This is a genomic window from Streptomyces sp. NPDC002870, assembly GCF_042888505.1.
Lineage (GTDB): Bacteria > Actinomycetota > Actinomycetes > Streptomycetales > Streptomycetaceae > Streptomyces.
On the sequence record NZ_JBIAPW010000021.1, the window covers coordinates 52,087 to 65,693 of the forward strand.

Here is a 13,607-nt window from a genome sequence, read left to right on the forward strand (position 1 = left end):
AGCCTCCACAAACCGTAGGCAGTACCACGCTCCGATGCATACTAAGCGGTCGCTTGCCTCCTCGGGAAGACCCTCGTCAGCCGCGCTTCGGCCTGGCCCGCACATGCATGCGCTCGCCCTGCGGGCCGAACAGGCTCAAGAACTCCACCGGCCCTTCGTCCGCCGGGCCGAACCAGTGCGGCACGCGAGTGTCGAACTCCGCCGCCTCGCCTGCGCCGAGCACCACATCATGGTCGCCGAGCAGCAACCGCAGGCGGCCGGACAGGACGTACAGCCACTCGTACCCCTCGTGCGTGCGCGGCTCCGGCTCGGCACTGCCGGGCTGCTGCACCACCTTGTACGCCTGGAGGCCGCCCGGCTGACGGGTGAGCGGCAGCAACGTCCTGCCGTGCCGGACAATCGGCTTCGACCGCACCCGCGGATCACCGACCGGCGGCGCGCCCACCAGCTCGTCGAGCGGCACCTGGTGGGCCCGGGCAATGGGCAGCAGCAGCTCCAGGCTCGGCCTGCGCCGCCCCGACTCCAGCCGGGACAGCGTGCTCACGGAGATCCCGGTCACCTCCGAGAGCGCGCCGAGCGTGGCACCGCGCTCCCGCCTGATCCTGCGGAGCCGCGGCCCCACCTCATCGAGTACGGCGTCCAGCCGTGCGTCGTCGTCCATGGAACCATTTGCGGAACCAGCAATGCGGTTTGTCAATCCCGCCGGTCCGGAGCCGCCGTCCGAGGAGGGCACAGAGTGTCGGAGGCGGACACAGATGTACGACGTGGAGGACGTCCGGCGGGTACGACGTGGAGGGCGTCCGGCGTCGCGCGGCCGACGGCCCGGTCAGGCATCCCCGCGGGCGAGGGCGAGCAGCCGGTCGAACACGCGGGGACCGCTCGCCCGCACCCCGTCGTGCTCGTACTCGTCGGTGACCCAGGTGCGCAGTCCGCGGATGGTGCGGGCGGTGCGCAGCGAGTGCTCCGTGTCGACGTACATGTCGTCGTGGTACACGGCCGCGGCGACCGGAACCTCGTTGGCGGCGAGCCGGGCGGGGTCGTACAGCGGGGTCCAGTCGGTGCGGGCGGCCAGCACTTCGGCGGTCTCGCGCAGCGGTCGCAGCGCGGGGTCCACCTCGAAGTGCCACGGGTGGACGCTCTCCCCCGTGAACAGCAGCGGCCCGTCCCCGGCCAGCGTCTTCGCCGCGTCGAACTGCGGGAATCGGGCGCGCACCCGCTCGGCGGCCCAGGCGGTCGGCTGTGTGTCCTGGGCATAGATCGCCTCGTGCAGCACGGCGTACAGAGGATGCGCGGCGTGCGAAAGGACGGCGAGCACGCCCTGCTGGAAGGCGTCGGAGAGTTCGTGGCCATGTCCCGTACGGACGAAGGCGTCTTCGAGCAGATAGTGCAGCTGGTGGCTGCCGTCACCGCCGCCGAGCAGGATCCCGAGGGACTGGAATGCCTCGGGCGTGAGGGTGTAGCCGCCGGGCAGCACGGGCCGGTACTCGGCGAGGTGCTCGGCGATGCGGCGAGCCCGTCGTACATCTTGCGGATAGCGGTCGTAGTGCGCCTCGACCTTGCGCTGGATACGCGGGTACGCGGCCCGGTAGACGTCGTCGGCAGGGGTGTCCAGGGCGGGCAGACCGCCGGTGACGATCACCGTGCGCAGCCCTTCGGGGGCCGTGGAGAGATAGTGCGTGGCGCAGAATCCGCCGAAGCTCTGGCCGAGGACGGTCCAGGGAGCGCCGCCGGTGACCAGCCGTCTGATGGTTTCGCAGTCGCGCACGATGCTGTCGGCGCGGAAGTGGGCGAGGTACTCGGCCTGGGCCTGTGGTCCGCCGCGCAGTGGCAGGGTCTGCCGGTTCTGGGGTGTGGAGCGGCCGGTGCCGCGCTGGTCGAGGAGCAGTACCCGGTACTCCTGCACCGCCCGACTGAGCCATGCCTGCTTGCCGACGAAGCGTCGGGCGCCGAAGCCGGGGCCGCCCTCCAGATAGACCAGCCAGGGCAGATCCGCGCCGGACCGCCCGCTCGCGACGACCTCGCGGCCGTACAGCTCGAGCTGCTCCCCCGCCGGGTCGGCATGGTCGAGCGGGACGGTGAAGCGCCGGTCGGTGAGAAGGATTCCCGGCTGGCGATAGCTGGTCACTGATGCTCCGTTCTGTACGCCCCCGCCCGCCCATGGGATCACATGGGCGGGCGGGGGACGTTCGGAGCGGGGTCAGCTCGTCGGGAAGTCGTCCGGGGTCCTGGTGCGGTCACGGACCCAGACGCCGGCGGGCTTGAGCGGCCCGGTGCCGGTCCAGGGACCGTTGTTGTCGCAGGTGCCGCCCTTGAAGACGGCGCCGGAACGACTGTCGTCGGAGTAGTTCCAGTTGGACCAGCTGATCTTCTTGCTCGCCATCAGATCGATGTACTGCTGGGCTCTGCTGAAGTTGTTGCCGCCGTCGCCGGATGCGGTCTGGGTGCCGAACTCGGTGACGAACATGGGGAGTCTGTCGGCGGCACGGGAGAGGGTGGCCAGGTACTCGGAGCCGTGCGACGCCGCGTAGAAGTGGAACGTGTACATGATGTTGGACGCGTTGACCGGGCTGTTCACGATCTCGGTCTCGTCCGAGCCCTCGGAGACACCGAGGGAGGACCAGGCGCGGGTGCCGACGAGGACGGGGGTGTCCGGGTCGTTCTGCCGGATGACCGGGATGAGCTGCTCTGCGTAGCTCTTGATCTTCGACCAGCTCACGCCGCTGGGCTCATTGGCGATCTCGTAGAGCAGGTTGTTCTTGTTGGCGTGGCGCTGCGCGATTTCGGTGAAGAAGGTCTTGGCGCGGGAGAGGTTGTGGTTCGGGTCGCCGGGGCTGAGCATGTGCCAGTCGACGATCGCGTACATGCCGCGCGCGGTGGCCTGCTCGATGATCGAGTGCACCAGGTCGGTGAACTTGCGCGGGTCGGTCTCGTAGCCGCCCTCCTGGATGTACATGGAGATGCGCAGGACGTCGGCGTTCCAGTCGGTGGCCAGGGCGTCGAGCGATCCCGAGGTCACGCACTGGCTGTACCACTGCAGACCGTGGGTGCTCATGCCGCGCAGTTGGATGGGCTTGCCGTACTGGTTGCAGAGCTTGGTGCCGCACACCTTGAGCTGCCCGTTGATCTCGACGGGGGTCTTGCCGCCGGGGGCGGGGCCGCCCGCGTCCATCGCGAGGTGGTCCACGTTGGGGCCGCCGTTGGCGGTGGTGGCGGTGGCCCGCACGGTGTTGGCGCCGGCCTTGAGATTCGCGTTGATGGTGGTCGTCGTCCAGGTGGTCCAGGCGCCGGTGCCGGGGAAGGCGCGGGATGTGGCCGCGGCGGCGCCGTTGACGGTGATGTCCATCGGACGGTTGGTGGTGGTGCCGTTGGCGTAGCGGATGGTGAGCGACGCGCTGCCCGCCTGGGCGGCGTTCACTGTCCACTGGACGTAACTGCCGGTGTTGTTGTTGTAGTTGACGAAGCCGCTGCCGGTGAAGCCGGCGTGGTTGGACTCCACGACTCCTTGCGAGACGGCCGCGTTTTCGGCCTCGTGGGTGACGGCGGCTGCGGGGGCTGCCGCCGGGGCCTCGGACGCCGTGGGGGCGGCCGGGGCGGTGGGTGCCGCGGTGAGGCCGAGGAGCAGGGCGGCGCTGAGCGTGCCGACTCCGCCGAGCGAGCGTAACCAGAACCGTGCCGGTCTCATGGGGGTCTCCGTTGCCTGGGCTGGTGGGACGGCTCAACTGAAAGGAAACTTTCCTAACCGGATGGAATAGCAGCGTCCACCCCGTCCCGCAAGGGCCATGACAAGAATGATCGGCGGCGGCGGTGAGATCGGGCGCGTCGCACTGCAGTGGTGCCGTGCTGTGGTGCTGAAGAGTGAACGCCGCTCCGGGCGGGGCGTGGCGAGGTGAGGACCACACCGTACGGCGCACTCGGTGTCTGCGACGTCGGCTACGGTGCTGGGTGTGGTGATCACCGGAGGGGACACAGCGGCGCCGGGGACCGCGCTGCTGATCGCGGCCGCGCCGGTCGGCAAGGGGCGTCTGATCGAGGCGAGTTCCGTGTTGCCCGCGCTCGCGGCCGTCCCGCCCAGCGCGCTGACCGGCACCCCGGCCGCGACCGTGATCGAACTCGCCGATCCCCTCGACCCGCAGACCGTACTGACCCGGATCCGGGCGACGGCGGCCGCGGAGGGGCCGCTGTTCCTGTACATCGCCGGGCAGCTCCAACTCGACCGGAAGCAGCGGCTGCTGCACCTCGCACTCGCCCGCACCACGCCGACGACGATGCGTTACACGGCGCTTCCCTGGCACTGGCTGACCGCAGAAACGACGATCCGGCCCCCCGGCACCACGACCGTGGTCGTCGACCTGGTCGCCGACGCCGAGGCATGGCGGCACGTCACGTCGCGGGGCCTCGCCCTGGGGCAGGGCATCCGCCTGTACGGGCGGGTCGCCCCGGCACGGCAGCGGCGGGGCGCGGCCACGCCCGACTATCTGAAGGCGTGCGCCGCGATCTGGCGCAGCGGAGCACGGCCGGACCTGGCCGTGCTGCACGAACAGGCCGCGGCGCGGGCCGGCGGCGATGAGGCGCTGCTGCTGACGGCCGGGACCTCTCCGGCCGAACAGCAGGCCGCGGCCGCCTGGAGACCGGCTACGCAGGTCGCACCCCCGCAGGTCGCGACAGTCCCGAATCCGGCTGCGCAGATCGCGACCGCCCCGAACCCGGCTGCGCAGGCTGCGGCCAAGCGGCAGGCAGCCACCACGCAGTTCGCGACCGCACAAGCCCTGCCCTCGCCCGACGACCCGCATCCGGCGATCCTCGCGGCCGCGCAGTCCGGGCGGCACAGCGAGGCCGCCGCCGCTGCCGCCGCCTGGGAGCAGCAGGAGCTGCGGATCCACGGGCCCGGCTCGGTGCAGGCGATCCACTGGCTGGAAGTACGCGCCGACCTCGCCCGGCTCGCCCAGGATCCGGGCCTCAGCTGCGAGCTGTGGATGGCCGCCGCCGAAGCCCGGCTGACGCGCCGCCAGGCCCCGGACGACCGGGACGTCGAAGGCGCGGTCGACCGCGCCCACCACCAGTGGGAGCAGATCCGGGACCTGCCGCGGGCGCGGGCGCTCGCGCCGGGTCTCGTACGGCTGCGCCGCAGCGTTCCCGGCCGTCAGCGCGGGGCGCTGCAGGTGCTGCAAAGGCGCCTGGAAAGCCTGCACTCGGGCCGCCCGGCCTAGCCAGGCGGGACCTAGCCCTGCTCGGCGCCGGTCCTCCGGTCCAGCCCACCACGTACTGCTGGAGACCGTCGAACGACCGGACGTTCGTCCGCGTCGTCCTGCACGAGCCATTTCCGACATGCCGCCGCTAGCAGTTTGTCGCCCGGCGCGCATCTCGTATCGTCCGAATGCCGCGCCCACAGGGCTGGTGGATGGGTGGGACGGTTGCTCGGCATGCGGCGCGCGGCGTGCCGGAGCACCCTGGTCCTGGAGCTGCCTGTCCCCCCGGCCGGCAGCCGGGCAGGAAAGGGTTGGCAGCGATGTTCGCGAGGCTGAGCACCTATCAGGGATCACCAGTTCCCGCGGAGGGCAACCTCACCGCGAACTGGGAAGCGGTTCTCAAGCAGGTCCAGGAGGTTCCAGGCTTCCGGGGCGTGTACTACCTCGTCGACCGAGCCTCCGGGAGGGCCAAGTCGCTGACCTTGTGGGAGAACGAGGCGACCATGCAGGCCAGCGAGGGCCGCGGAACCCGACTCCGCGAGGAAGCCGCAAAGCGGGAAGGCCAACGGGTCGTGTCGGTCGAACGCTTCGAGGTGGGATTCAGTCACCTGGAGCAATAGCCGCGCAGACCCACCCACTGGCGCGCGCAGCTGGACGACCATGCCTTCCGGCGTGACGGAACACAGCGGCCCGCCTGAACCGTCGCGCGCGCCGGACCGGGCGTCGTCGCACGTCATGGATGCTCGCTCATGGGGTATGCGAGTAACTGGATCCGTGGTCGATCGCGGCCGATCCGGTTCCTCCGGCTCGCCGACGTCCGGGGAGCGGTGTTGAGCCATTCGTGTTGTGATCGATGGCGGAGGACACAACGCTCTCAGGGACGGGAGGAAATCATGGCTGAGAAGCTGCGAGCCCGCGACATCATGTCCGGTGGCGTGCAGTGCGTCGGCGCGCACCAGTCGCTGTTCGAGGCGGCGAAGATGATGCGCGATCTGGACGTCGGTTGCCTGCCCATCTGCGGCGACAACAACAAGCTCACAGGCTTGATCACCGACCGTGACATCGTGGTCAAGTGCTGCGCCGAAGGCATCGACCCGGCAACCGTGCAGGCCGGATCTCTCAATGCCCAGGTGCACTGGATCGACGCCGAAGCGGATGCGACCGAGGTCCTGACGACCATGGAGGAACACCAGATCAAGCGGCTGCCGGTGATCGACGTGCAGAGCGGCCACCGTCTGGTCGGCATGATCACGGAGGCGAATCTCGCGAAGAACCTGAGCGACGAACAGATCGCGGAGTTCGCGAGCCGTGTGTACGCGACTGCTCGGAAGTCTGGTCAGTCCCAAGGTTGAGGTGTCTGATCGAACCTCGGACGGATCAGCGTCACGGCGGTTCACAGCTCTGACAGGCCGGGGTCTGGCGGGACCTTCGGAGAGAAGCGCTCAGTGGACGATCGTGTAGCTCCGCCAGGCGGGGGCGCGGGGCGCGATGCGGTTGGACGACTCCGTCGCCAGATACGTCGTGTCACCCCCAGAGCAGTCGGGGCTGGGGTACAGGACGATGTCGACCATGGTGTTGTTGATGACCTCAGTGGCGCCTGCCGGCGCGAGGCGGTGGCAGCCCTTGACCGAGGGGTTGGACACCATCACCAGGCGCTCCCCCTCTGTTTCGTAGGAGATGGTGCCCACCGCGTCGCGGCCGAGGTCGGAGCAGCCCGCGACGGCGATGGTCAGGAGCGCCGCCCCAGCGGCAACGCCGAGGCGCCGGTGATCGGTCACGGACATGGGCAGTCCTCTTCTGTGCGGAGAAGTCCTGGTGGAGGCCACCCTGCCGGGTTCCCGGCGGGGCGGCATCCGGTGAGCGGCCGGCCGGGCTACAGCACCGCCACCGGCCGACCGCCCGCACGAGGGGACATACCCTGGTCGGCCCCGGACATCGCCGATGCCGGTCCAGGCGTTGGGCTCATCGAGGATCGCGCCCGATCAGACCGAGCAGCCGGTCCTGCAGCGGCGCGTCCTCCGGGACCGACACCTCCGGGCCGAAGACCTTCACTCCCGGCCCGAACGCTTCCGGCGTGCGCAGCATCTCCAGCACTTCCTTCGGGAGCGCCGAGGTGTTCGACCACATTCGCTCTACGTCTGCCGGGTCCATCGTGTCGTCCTGCCCGGTGGCTCGAGCGAGGTCCCACCCGTGAAGCACCATGTCGTCACTGATGACCTGGTCGATCTGCTGCTCGACCGTCATACGGCCGTTGGGGGTGTCGCATTCGGTGCCGGCGCTCTCGGGGTCGTCGAGGACGGCCTGGACGTCGGCGCGGGCGGACTTGAAGGCTCCAAGCGGGTCGTCCTCCAGCGACGGTGCTGGGCTGAGGGAGCGCCCGAGGGGGCGCAGCATCACCCCGTGCATGTCGATGACGTGGCCCACGACGTCCCTGGCCGTCCAGTCCTCACACGGTGACTGGCTGGACCACTGGTCGGACCCCGCGGCGGCGACCTTGCGCTCGAAGGCGTCGGCGTGTCTGCGATAACGGTCGGCGATCGTGTTCATTTCCTTCTCGTTCCCGTTGGCGGGCAGGGGTTGGAACCCTATTGAGGGCGCAGCACTTGGACTGTGGTCGTGGCCAGGACTCATCGGTCGAGCGGACCCCCGGGGACACGGGATCTGCCTGCGGCCCGATGTTCGAGGCGCACATGCACCGTGACGTCGGAGCTCACAGGACGTTGACCAAGCCATGAAGAAGCGAAGCATGGCCGCTGTTGCGTCCCTCGTCACCGGCGTCGTGGCATCCCTCATCGCGCCCTCCCCCAGCGCGCACGCCGACACGCTCGACAACCCCCTGGGGCTGCCGCTCGCAGTGCCGACCGTCATGGACGGATCCCTTGAAGACGCCGAGGAAGTCCTCTCGGCCGAGTAACGGGGGCCGCTGCGACTGCCGCCGTCAATTCGAGCGGCGGCGGCCGGTCCGCCGCCGCAGTGACGGCATCGCCGCTCGGTCCCGACGCCCCCGCCCGCACCGATGACCAGCACTCAGGGCATCAGAGCCGGACCTTCCAGCTGATGGTGGACTTAAGCGCGGCGATCTCCGGGTCCCGCACTGAAGGCGTACGGTCCTCTGCCGTGACCGACAACTTGTGCGTGCGCCGGTCGAGCAGCCACAGGGCAAGCTCCGAGACCCGTACCTGAGTACGGCCCGCGAAGGGCTTCAACTCCTTGCCGTCCAGATACCAGCGGATCCTCAGCTGACGCCCGTCCGCGCCCGTCAGCCGGGGTACGGCGGCTTTCGCGGTGTCTCCCAGCCGTAGGGTGCGAGCGGTGGGGGTGACCGCGGTGACGATCCGCGCGTGGCGGTAGAAGCCGCCGATCATCGCCTCGACGCCGGGCAGGTTGAAGGGCCTGTCGAGAGAACGCATCAGGGAGTTGTCGGTGGGCCGGTACAGCCCCTTGACGTAGTAGCCCCCGCCCTCGTACGTACCGACGGGGCCGCCGTCGGGCGACTCCTCGCCGAGCCAGCGGTGCCACTTGGCGCGCTGCCCGGACATGTCCGCGGCGGCCAGCGTGGAGATATTGGAGTCGGCCGGCTCGGCGCCCGTGTATTCCTCGTAGTCCGGTTGGCCGGGGTAGTAATACTCGTCGGCGAGCTTGCCCAGTGAGTGGCCGGTCTCGTGGATGGCGACCTGGCCGGACTTCTCGTTGCCCGCCGAAGCGGTCGAGATGCCCTCGTAGCCGAGGGTCTCGCTCGGCTCGTTGTAGCCCGCGCCGCCGTACTTGGCGCTGTTGGCGAGGACGAGCACCAGGTCGGCCTCCGGCGCCTTCGCCACGTACCCGTCGACCTTGTCCTGGTCGATGCAGAGCAGCCGCTCGATGTCGTCGCACCAGAAGTACGAGCTGAGCGCGGTGTCCCGGACGACGTCCGGACCGGGGTCGCCCGAGACGCCGGACTGGTTCGACACGGCGTCGACCGCCCAGACGTTGAAGAGTCCCTGGTACGTCGTGTACGGCTCGACGGCGGCCAGCTCGGCCCACTTCTCCTTGGCGTCGGTGTGGAACTGGGCCAGCTCGGCGGCGGTATAGCCGTCCCCCACGACGACGATGTCCAGCCGGTCGGCGGTGGAGCCGTTGTCCACCAGCTTGGTGACCTCGCCGTCAGCGGCCTCCTCGGCTGCCGAGAGCCTGGAGGGCGGCTGGTCCCGGCCCTCCTGCGGTACGCGCGTGTGGCCGGATCCGGCGGCTGTGCCGTGTTCCGGCCCGGGTATCTCGACCTCGACCCCGGCGCTGCCGGGTGTCGCCGGATCGGCGGCCGCGCCGCCCGGTGCGGCGGCCAGTACGGCCGCGACGGCAGCGGCCACGCCGACCGCCGCCATGACTCTGCGACGCGCTGAACGCATGAATCCTCCCCCTGACACGGAAGTTAAGTGACCGAGTAAATGCGATGAACGAGTTGCTTAAACTAGGCGGAGGAACAGGACGTGCGCAATGGCTACTGCCCCTGAATACTGGGGAGTTCGAGAACCAAGGGGGACCCCATGGACGAACCGGCCGAGATCGGCCGCCGGGTGCAGCAACTGCGTAACCAACGCGGGCTGACGCAGCGGCAGTTGGCCGAACCGTCGTACACGCCCGCGTACGTCTCGACACTGGAGTCCGGCAAGGTCCGGCCCTCCGAGACCGCGCTGCGTTTCCTGGCGGAGCGGCTCGGCACCACGTTCGAGGAGCTGGCCACCGGACGCCCCGCCCATGTGGCCACCGAGCTGCGGCTCGCCCTCACCGACGCCCAGCAGGATCTCGCCACCGGATCCGCCGACGAGGCTGCCGTCCGCTATCGCCGGCTCCTCACCGACGCGGAACATCTCGACCTCGCTCCTGAGCAGGCCGAGGCGCTGCTCGGACTCGGTGAATGCGCACTGGAGACAGGTGAACTCGCCAACGCGGGGCGGCACTTCGAGGCTGCCGAGCGGCTCTTGGCGGGTGAACCGCTGCCGCGCCGTGCCCGCGCGATCCGGGGCCGCGCCATCGCGCACCTCCTGGCCGGGGAGCTGCGCTACGCCTGCTATCTCCTCGAGTCCACCATTGACGAGCTCGGCGCGAGCGGCCTGGCCGACCCCGAGGCACTGGTACTGCTGTACGCCGCCGTCATCGGCCCGTACATCGACATGGGCGCCCACGCCCGCGCCGCACACGCCGCCGAGCTCGCCCTGGCCCTGGCGCCACAGGTCAGCGATCCGGTGCTGGTGGCGGGCATGCACCGGCAGGTTGCCCGTACATTCCTCGCCGAAGGACGTACGGCCGACGCCGACGCATCCCTCGCCAAGGCCCAGGCGATCTACCGGCAGCTGAGACTGCGGACCGATCTCGCCCACTGCCACTGGATGCGCGGCTACGTCCAGGCACAGAACGGCGAACTCGCCCTGGCCGAGCAGGAGTTGCGCACTGCCCGGGACATGCTGACCGCCAAACGCGCCGTGCTCTACACCGCCCAGGTGGAGGTGGAGCTGGCCGATGTACTGCGGCGGCTCGGGCGGTACGAGGAGGCGACCGGCCTGCTCTCGGCGCTGCTGGAACTGGGCGACCGGCACGGCGCGGTGCACGCCGGCGGCGCGCACCGGCTGCTCGGGCTGATCGCCGAGGAGCGGGGGGAGGCCGAGGCCGCCGAGGAGCACTATGTCCTGGCGCTGGGGCTGCTGGAGCGCAGCGGGGCCAGCGGAGACCTCGCCGACCTGTGCCGTCTGCTGGGCGACCTACTGCGCCGTGGCGGCCGTACCGAGGCCGCTCTGGACGCGTACCGCACGGGACTTGGGCACCGGGCAGCCCCCGGCACGACGACCCTGGGACCGGCCCCGGCGGCTCCGTCGATCCCGCAGCGCTGAGGGCGGGCGGTCTAACCCCAGGTATTCGGCACGTTCCGAGTCACCCCCGCATCGCGCAGGCGGCGGGCCCGTAACACCAGCTCCAGCTTGAAGCGCCGGTCGGGATCGTCCACCTCTTCGCCCAGCAGTTCGCGGATCTGGCGCAATCGGTAGCGCACGGTCTGCGGATGGACGCCGAGTCGTGCCGCGACCTCGGGGGCGCCGCCACGTGTCTCCAGCCAGGCGAGCAGCGTCTCGACGAGTCGTCGGCTGTGCGCGGGGGCGCACTGGTCGAGCGGCGCCAGGCAGCGACGGGCCAGGTCCTCGATCAGCTCCTCGGGCGGCAGCAGAACAAGCGCCTCTGTGTGCTCCGTGCAGTGCAGGACCTGGCCGGCCGGGAGCAGCCCGCGTTCCATCAGGCGTACGGCGGCCAGGGCCCAGTGCAGCGACTTGGCGGCCTCGACGAGCGGAACCGGCGGTCCCATCGCACCGGACCAGCCCGTCATCGCACGCTCCAGCAGTTCCGGCCGGCCGGCCGCGTCCGGCTCCGGGACGACCATGCGCGGCTGCTCGTACTCCATGTCCAGCAGCACGTCCTGGCCCACGGCCGGGGCGACGGCCTCCGGTGCCGGTCGCAGCAGTACTCCGACGGCGACCTGCTCGGGCAGCGGCCAGCCGATGTGCTCGGCATGCTCGGCAAGGGCGTCGGTGGGATCCGTGCGGTGCTCGCTGAGCATCAGGCTGATCAACTGCCGCTGCAGTCGCAGCCGTTCGCCGGCCTGGCGGGCGGCGGCTTCGACGTAGCCGCGTACGGACTGTGCGACGAGCGCGTCGAGATACTCGAATCCCGACTCCACCAGCTCGTACATGGCGGGCGGCGGGATCTCGACCTGCTGACCGATCTCGGCGAGGCGACGCCACGCAAGCCGCACGCCGAGCCGGTAGATGGCCTGGAGCGAGTCCAGGCTGCGGCCCTGCAGCACTTCGCCGCGGCCGAACTCCTGGAAGACCTCCAGCTGACGCCCGCGCGGCCGGTTCTCCTCGACCACGAGGTGGCCCACGAAGTCCTCCAGCGCCTCGCGGATGCCGATCAGGGCCATGGGCTCGCCCGAGTCGTCGACGACGAGCGGCAGGCCGGGGTACTCACTGCGGATCTCGCCCAGGATGGTTTCTGCGAGTGCGGGCACCTCGGCCATGGCCAGGGATGCGAATCTGCGTGCCCGCAGGCGGGGCACGTCCCGCCAGGCCGTGCGCACGGGCATGGGTTCCTCCCTCGCTGCTGGTCGGCTACGGCTGCGGGGACGCTGTCGGCCGACCGGTCTCGAAGGAGACGAGAGGCACATTGGGCTGCTCGGGTGTGGCGTTGAGGGCGGCGACGATGCCGAAGGCCGTCCCCACGGCGAGGACGGCGGCGGCCATGGTGGTCAGCACGGCAGCGGTCAGTCTGTGCATGGTTCAGCGAGCCTTTCTGTCGGAAGGCACCCCGCCCCACGGCACCGGCTCGGCGAGTGCCCAGTCTGCGAGCGTCATTGACACTCCGTCAAGAGGACGCCTACGGTCCCGGGCCGTACAGACGCGCACCGTCCTCAGCCCGCCCTCGTTCCCGGGAGTGCCCGAATGCGTCGTACCGCTTCGCCGTTGTCGCTGGTCCTGTTGGGTGTCGGCGTCTTTCTGCTGGTACTGGCTCCGATGCTCGCCTGGTACGTGGAGCCACGTGCCGAACGCACCCCGACCGATGTCGATGTCACCACGGTGTTCACCGGCACCGGCGAATATTTCGACACCCAGAGCCTCAGACCCGTCCGGGCGAAACCGATCACCATCACCCGACGGGTGCTGGGCGATGTCGCCGCGAGCGAGCGCAGCGGGCGGGCGGTGTGGGACGTGTCCACAGCCATCGACACCCCGGACACGCTGGCCTTGCGCGACCCGCGCAGGTCCTACCAGTGGACGCTGGAGCGCTGGGTGACCGACCGCCGGACCAACGCTCCGGTGCACTGCTGCGGGGAGACGCCGGAGTATCAGGGCGAGGCCTACCTCAAGTTCCCCTTCGACGTGCAGAAGCGGGGATACACCTGGTGGGACAGCACGCTGGGAGCCACCGTCCGGTTGGAGTTCAAGGGCACCAAGATGGTTGCGGGGTACGAGGGCTACCGGTTCACCGGATCCGTGAAGGACACCCGGACGGGCACCCGTCAGGTACCGGGGCGGCTGGTCGGCCTGCCGAAGCAGAGCCAGGTGCATGCCGAGGAGTGGTACTCCAACGACGGCATCGAGCTCGTCGTGGACCGGCGGACCGGCCGCATCATGAACGCGAGGATCGCTCCCCGCAAGACGCTGCGCGCACCAGGCTCCGATGAGGCGAAGGTGGTCCTGCTGGACAGCGCGGGTCTGGAGTTCACCCCCGACACCAGGCGTGAGCAGGTGGCGCTGGCGAAGGCGGACAGCGGCAGACTGCGGGCGCTGGGCGACACCGTGCCGATCGGCGCGGGAGCGGCCGGGCTCGTGCTGGCGGCCGCGGGTGTCGTACTCGTCGTGCGCGGCAGGGAACGCCCGAATACCCAGTAATGCGCACAAT

General features: G+C 70.1%; 14 protein-coding genes. 6 read left to right on the forward strand and 8 right to left on the reverse strand.

The annotated features are described in order from the left end of the window. Positions 1–76 precede the first annotated feature (76 nt). The 3 genes from ACFYWY_RS24150 to ACFYWY_RS24160 all read right to left on the reverse strand — a co-directional run bounded on the left by ACFYWY_RS24150 (position 77) and on the right by ACFYWY_RS24160 (position 3,682). Positions 77–661 (reverse strand): helix-turn-helix domain-containing protein, encoded by a 585-nt coding sequence (locus ACFYWY_RS24150; protein ID WP_389190087.1) that lies wholly within the window; start codon positions 659–661, stop codon positions 77–79. Between the two features lie 165 nt (positions 662–826). Then, positions 827–2,125, reverse strand: a complete 1,299-nt coding sequence (locus tag ACFYWY_RS24155) for an alpha/beta fold hydrolase (RefSeq protein ID WP_389190088.1) — start codon at positions 2,123–2,125, stop codon at positions 827–829. 72 nt (positions 2,126–2,197) lie between these two features. Continuing rightward, positions 2,198–3,682 carry a cellulase family glycosylhydrolase gene (locus tag ACFYWY_RS24160; protein WP_389190089.1) on the reverse strand — a complete coding sequence of 495 codons (1,485 nt, stop codon included), beginning with the start codon at positions 3,680–3,682 and terminating at the stop codon, positions 2,198–2,200. A gap of 253 nt (positions 3,683–3,935) precedes the next feature. On the opposite strand from ACFYWY_RS24160, the gene ACFYWY_RS24165 reads away from it, so the two are divergent. The 3 genes from ACFYWY_RS24165 to ACFYWY_RS24175 all read left to right on the forward strand — a co-directional run bounded on the left by ACFYWY_RS24165 (position 3,936) and on the right by ACFYWY_RS24175 (position 6,538). Continuing rightward, a complete protein-coding gene (locus ACFYWY_RS24165; RefSeq protein WP_389190155.1) occupies positions 3,936–5,207 on the forward strand; it encodes a hypothetical protein in 1,272 nt (423 codons plus the stop codon). A gap of 299 nt (positions 5,208–5,506) precedes the next feature. Further along, positions 5,507–5,806: a hypothetical protein gene (locus ACFYWY_RS24170; protein ID WP_389190090.1), complete on the forward strand. Its 300-nt coding sequence runs from the start codon at positions 5,507–5,509 to the stop codon at positions 5,804–5,806. A gap of 273 nt (positions 5,807–6,079) precedes the next feature. Next, positions 6,080–6,538 (forward strand): CBS domain-containing protein, encoded by a 459-nt coding sequence (locus tag ACFYWY_RS24175; protein WP_389190091.1) that lies wholly within the window; start codon positions 6,080–6,082, stop codon positions 6,536–6,538. 90 nt (positions 6,539–6,628) lie between these two features. Here ACFYWY_RS24175 and ACFYWY_RS24180 read toward each other — a convergent pair whose 3' ends face one another. After that, a complete protein-coding gene (locus ACFYWY_RS24180) occupies positions 6,629–6,970 on the reverse strand; it encodes a hypothetical protein (RefSeq protein WP_389190092.1) in 342 nt (113 codons plus the stop codon). A 178-nt stretch (positions 6,971–7,148) separates the two neighbouring features. Further along, entirely contained in the window at positions 7,149–7,733 is a 585-nt protein-coding gene (locus ACFYWY_RS24185; RefSeq protein WP_389190093.1) for a TIGR03086 family metal-binding protein, read from the reverse strand. Positions 7,734–7,932: 199 nt separating this feature from the next. Here ACFYWY_RS24185 and ACFYWY_RS24190 point away from each other — a divergent pair, with 199 nt between their 5' ends. Then, a complete protein-coding gene (locus tag ACFYWY_RS24190; RefSeq protein ID WP_389190094.1) occupies positions 7,933–8,100 on the forward strand; it encodes a hypothetical protein in 168 nt (55 codons plus the stop codon). Positions 8,101–8,221: 121 nt separating this feature from the next. Here ACFYWY_RS24190 and ACFYWY_RS24195 read toward each other — a convergent pair whose 3' ends face one another. Further along, entirely contained in the window at positions 8,222–9,571 is a 1,350-nt protein-coding gene (locus tag ACFYWY_RS24195) for a M64 family metallopeptidase (RefSeq protein WP_389190095.1), read from the reverse strand. A 138-nt stretch (positions 9,572–9,709) separates the two neighbouring features. Between ACFYWY_RS24195 and ACFYWY_RS24200 the strand changes: the two genes are divergently transcribed. After that, positions 9,710–11,050 carry a helix-turn-helix domain-containing protein gene (locus tag ACFYWY_RS24200; RefSeq protein ID WP_389190096.1) on the forward strand — a complete coding sequence of 447 codons (1,341 nt, stop codon included), beginning with the start codon at positions 9,710–9,712 and terminating at the stop codon, positions 11,048–11,050. Between the two features lie 11 nt (positions 11,051–11,061). Here ACFYWY_RS24200 and ACFYWY_RS24205 read toward each other — a convergent pair whose 3' ends face one another. After that, on the reverse strand, positions 11,062–12,291 hold the full coding sequence (locus tag ACFYWY_RS24205; protein WP_389190097.1) for a PucR family transcriptional regulator: 1,230 nt from the start codon (positions 12,289–12,291) through the stop codon (positions 11,062–11,064). Between the two features lie 25 nt (positions 12,292–12,316). Then, positions 12,317–12,481: a hypothetical protein gene (locus tag ACFYWY_RS24210; RefSeq protein ID WP_389190098.1), complete on the reverse strand. Its 165-nt coding sequence runs from the start codon at positions 12,479–12,481 to the stop codon at positions 12,317–12,319. A 165-nt stretch (positions 12,482–12,646) separates the two neighbouring features. Here ACFYWY_RS24210 and ACFYWY_RS24215 point away from each other — a divergent pair, with 165 nt between their 5' ends. Next, positions 12,647–13,597: a DUF3068 domain-containing protein gene (locus ACFYWY_RS24215; RefSeq protein WP_389190099.1), complete on the forward strand. Its 951-nt coding sequence runs from the start codon at positions 12,647–12,649 to the stop codon at positions 13,595–13,597. The last annotated feature ends 10 nt before the right edge of the window (positions 13,598–13,607 follow it).

Bases quoted from the DNA above. Each gene is read 5' to 3' on its own strand.
- ACFYWY_RS24190 (WP_389190094.1), top strand. From the start codon at position 7,933: ATGGCCGCTGTTGCGTCCCTCGTCACCGGCGTCGTGGCATCCCTCATC.
- ACFYWY_RS24180 (WP_389190092.1), bottom strand. From the start codon at position 6,970: ATGTCCGTGACCGATCACCGGCGCCTCGGCGTTGCCGCTGGGGCGGCG.
- ACFYWY_RS24160 (WP_389190089.1), bottom strand. From the start codon at position 3,682: ATGAGACCGGCACGGTTCTGGTTACGCTCGCTCGGCGGAGTCGGCACG.
- ACFYWY_RS24215 (WP_389190099.1), top strand. From the start codon at position 12,647: ATGCGTCGTACCGCTTCGCCGTTGTCGCTGGTCCTGTTGGGTGTCGGC.
- ACFYWY_RS24170 (WP_389190090.1), top strand. From the start codon at position 5,507: ATGTTCGCGAGGCTGAGCACCTATCAGGGATCACCAGTTCCCGCGGAG.
- ACFYWY_RS24205 (WP_389190097.1), bottom strand. From the start codon at position 12,291: ATGCCCGTGCGCACGGCCTGGCGGGACGTGCCCCGCCTGCGGGCACGC.
- ACFYWY_RS24185 (WP_389190093.1), bottom strand. From the start codon at position 7,733: ATGAACACGATCGCCGACCGTTATCGCAGACACGCCGACGCCTTCGAG.
- ACFYWY_RS24175 (WP_389190091.1), top strand. From the start codon at position 6,080: ATGGCTGAGAAGCTGCGAGCCCGCGACATCATGTCCGGTGGCGTGCAG.
- ACFYWY_RS24150 (WP_389190087.1), bottom strand. From the start codon at position 661: ATGGACGACGACGCACGGCTGGACGCCGTACTCGATGAGGTGGGGCCG.
- ACFYWY_RS24200 (WP_389190096.1), top strand. From the start codon at position 9,710: ATGGACGAACCGGCCGAGATCGGCCGCCGGGTGCAGCAACTGCGTAAC.
- ACFYWY_RS24210 (WP_389190098.1), bottom strand. From the start codon at position 12,481: ATGCACAGACTGACCGCTGCCGTGCTGACCACCATGGCCGCCGCCGTC.
- ACFYWY_RS24195 (WP_389190095.1), bottom strand. From the start codon at position 9,571: ATGCGTTCAGCGCGTCGCAGAGTCATGGCGGCGGTCGGCGTGGCCGCT.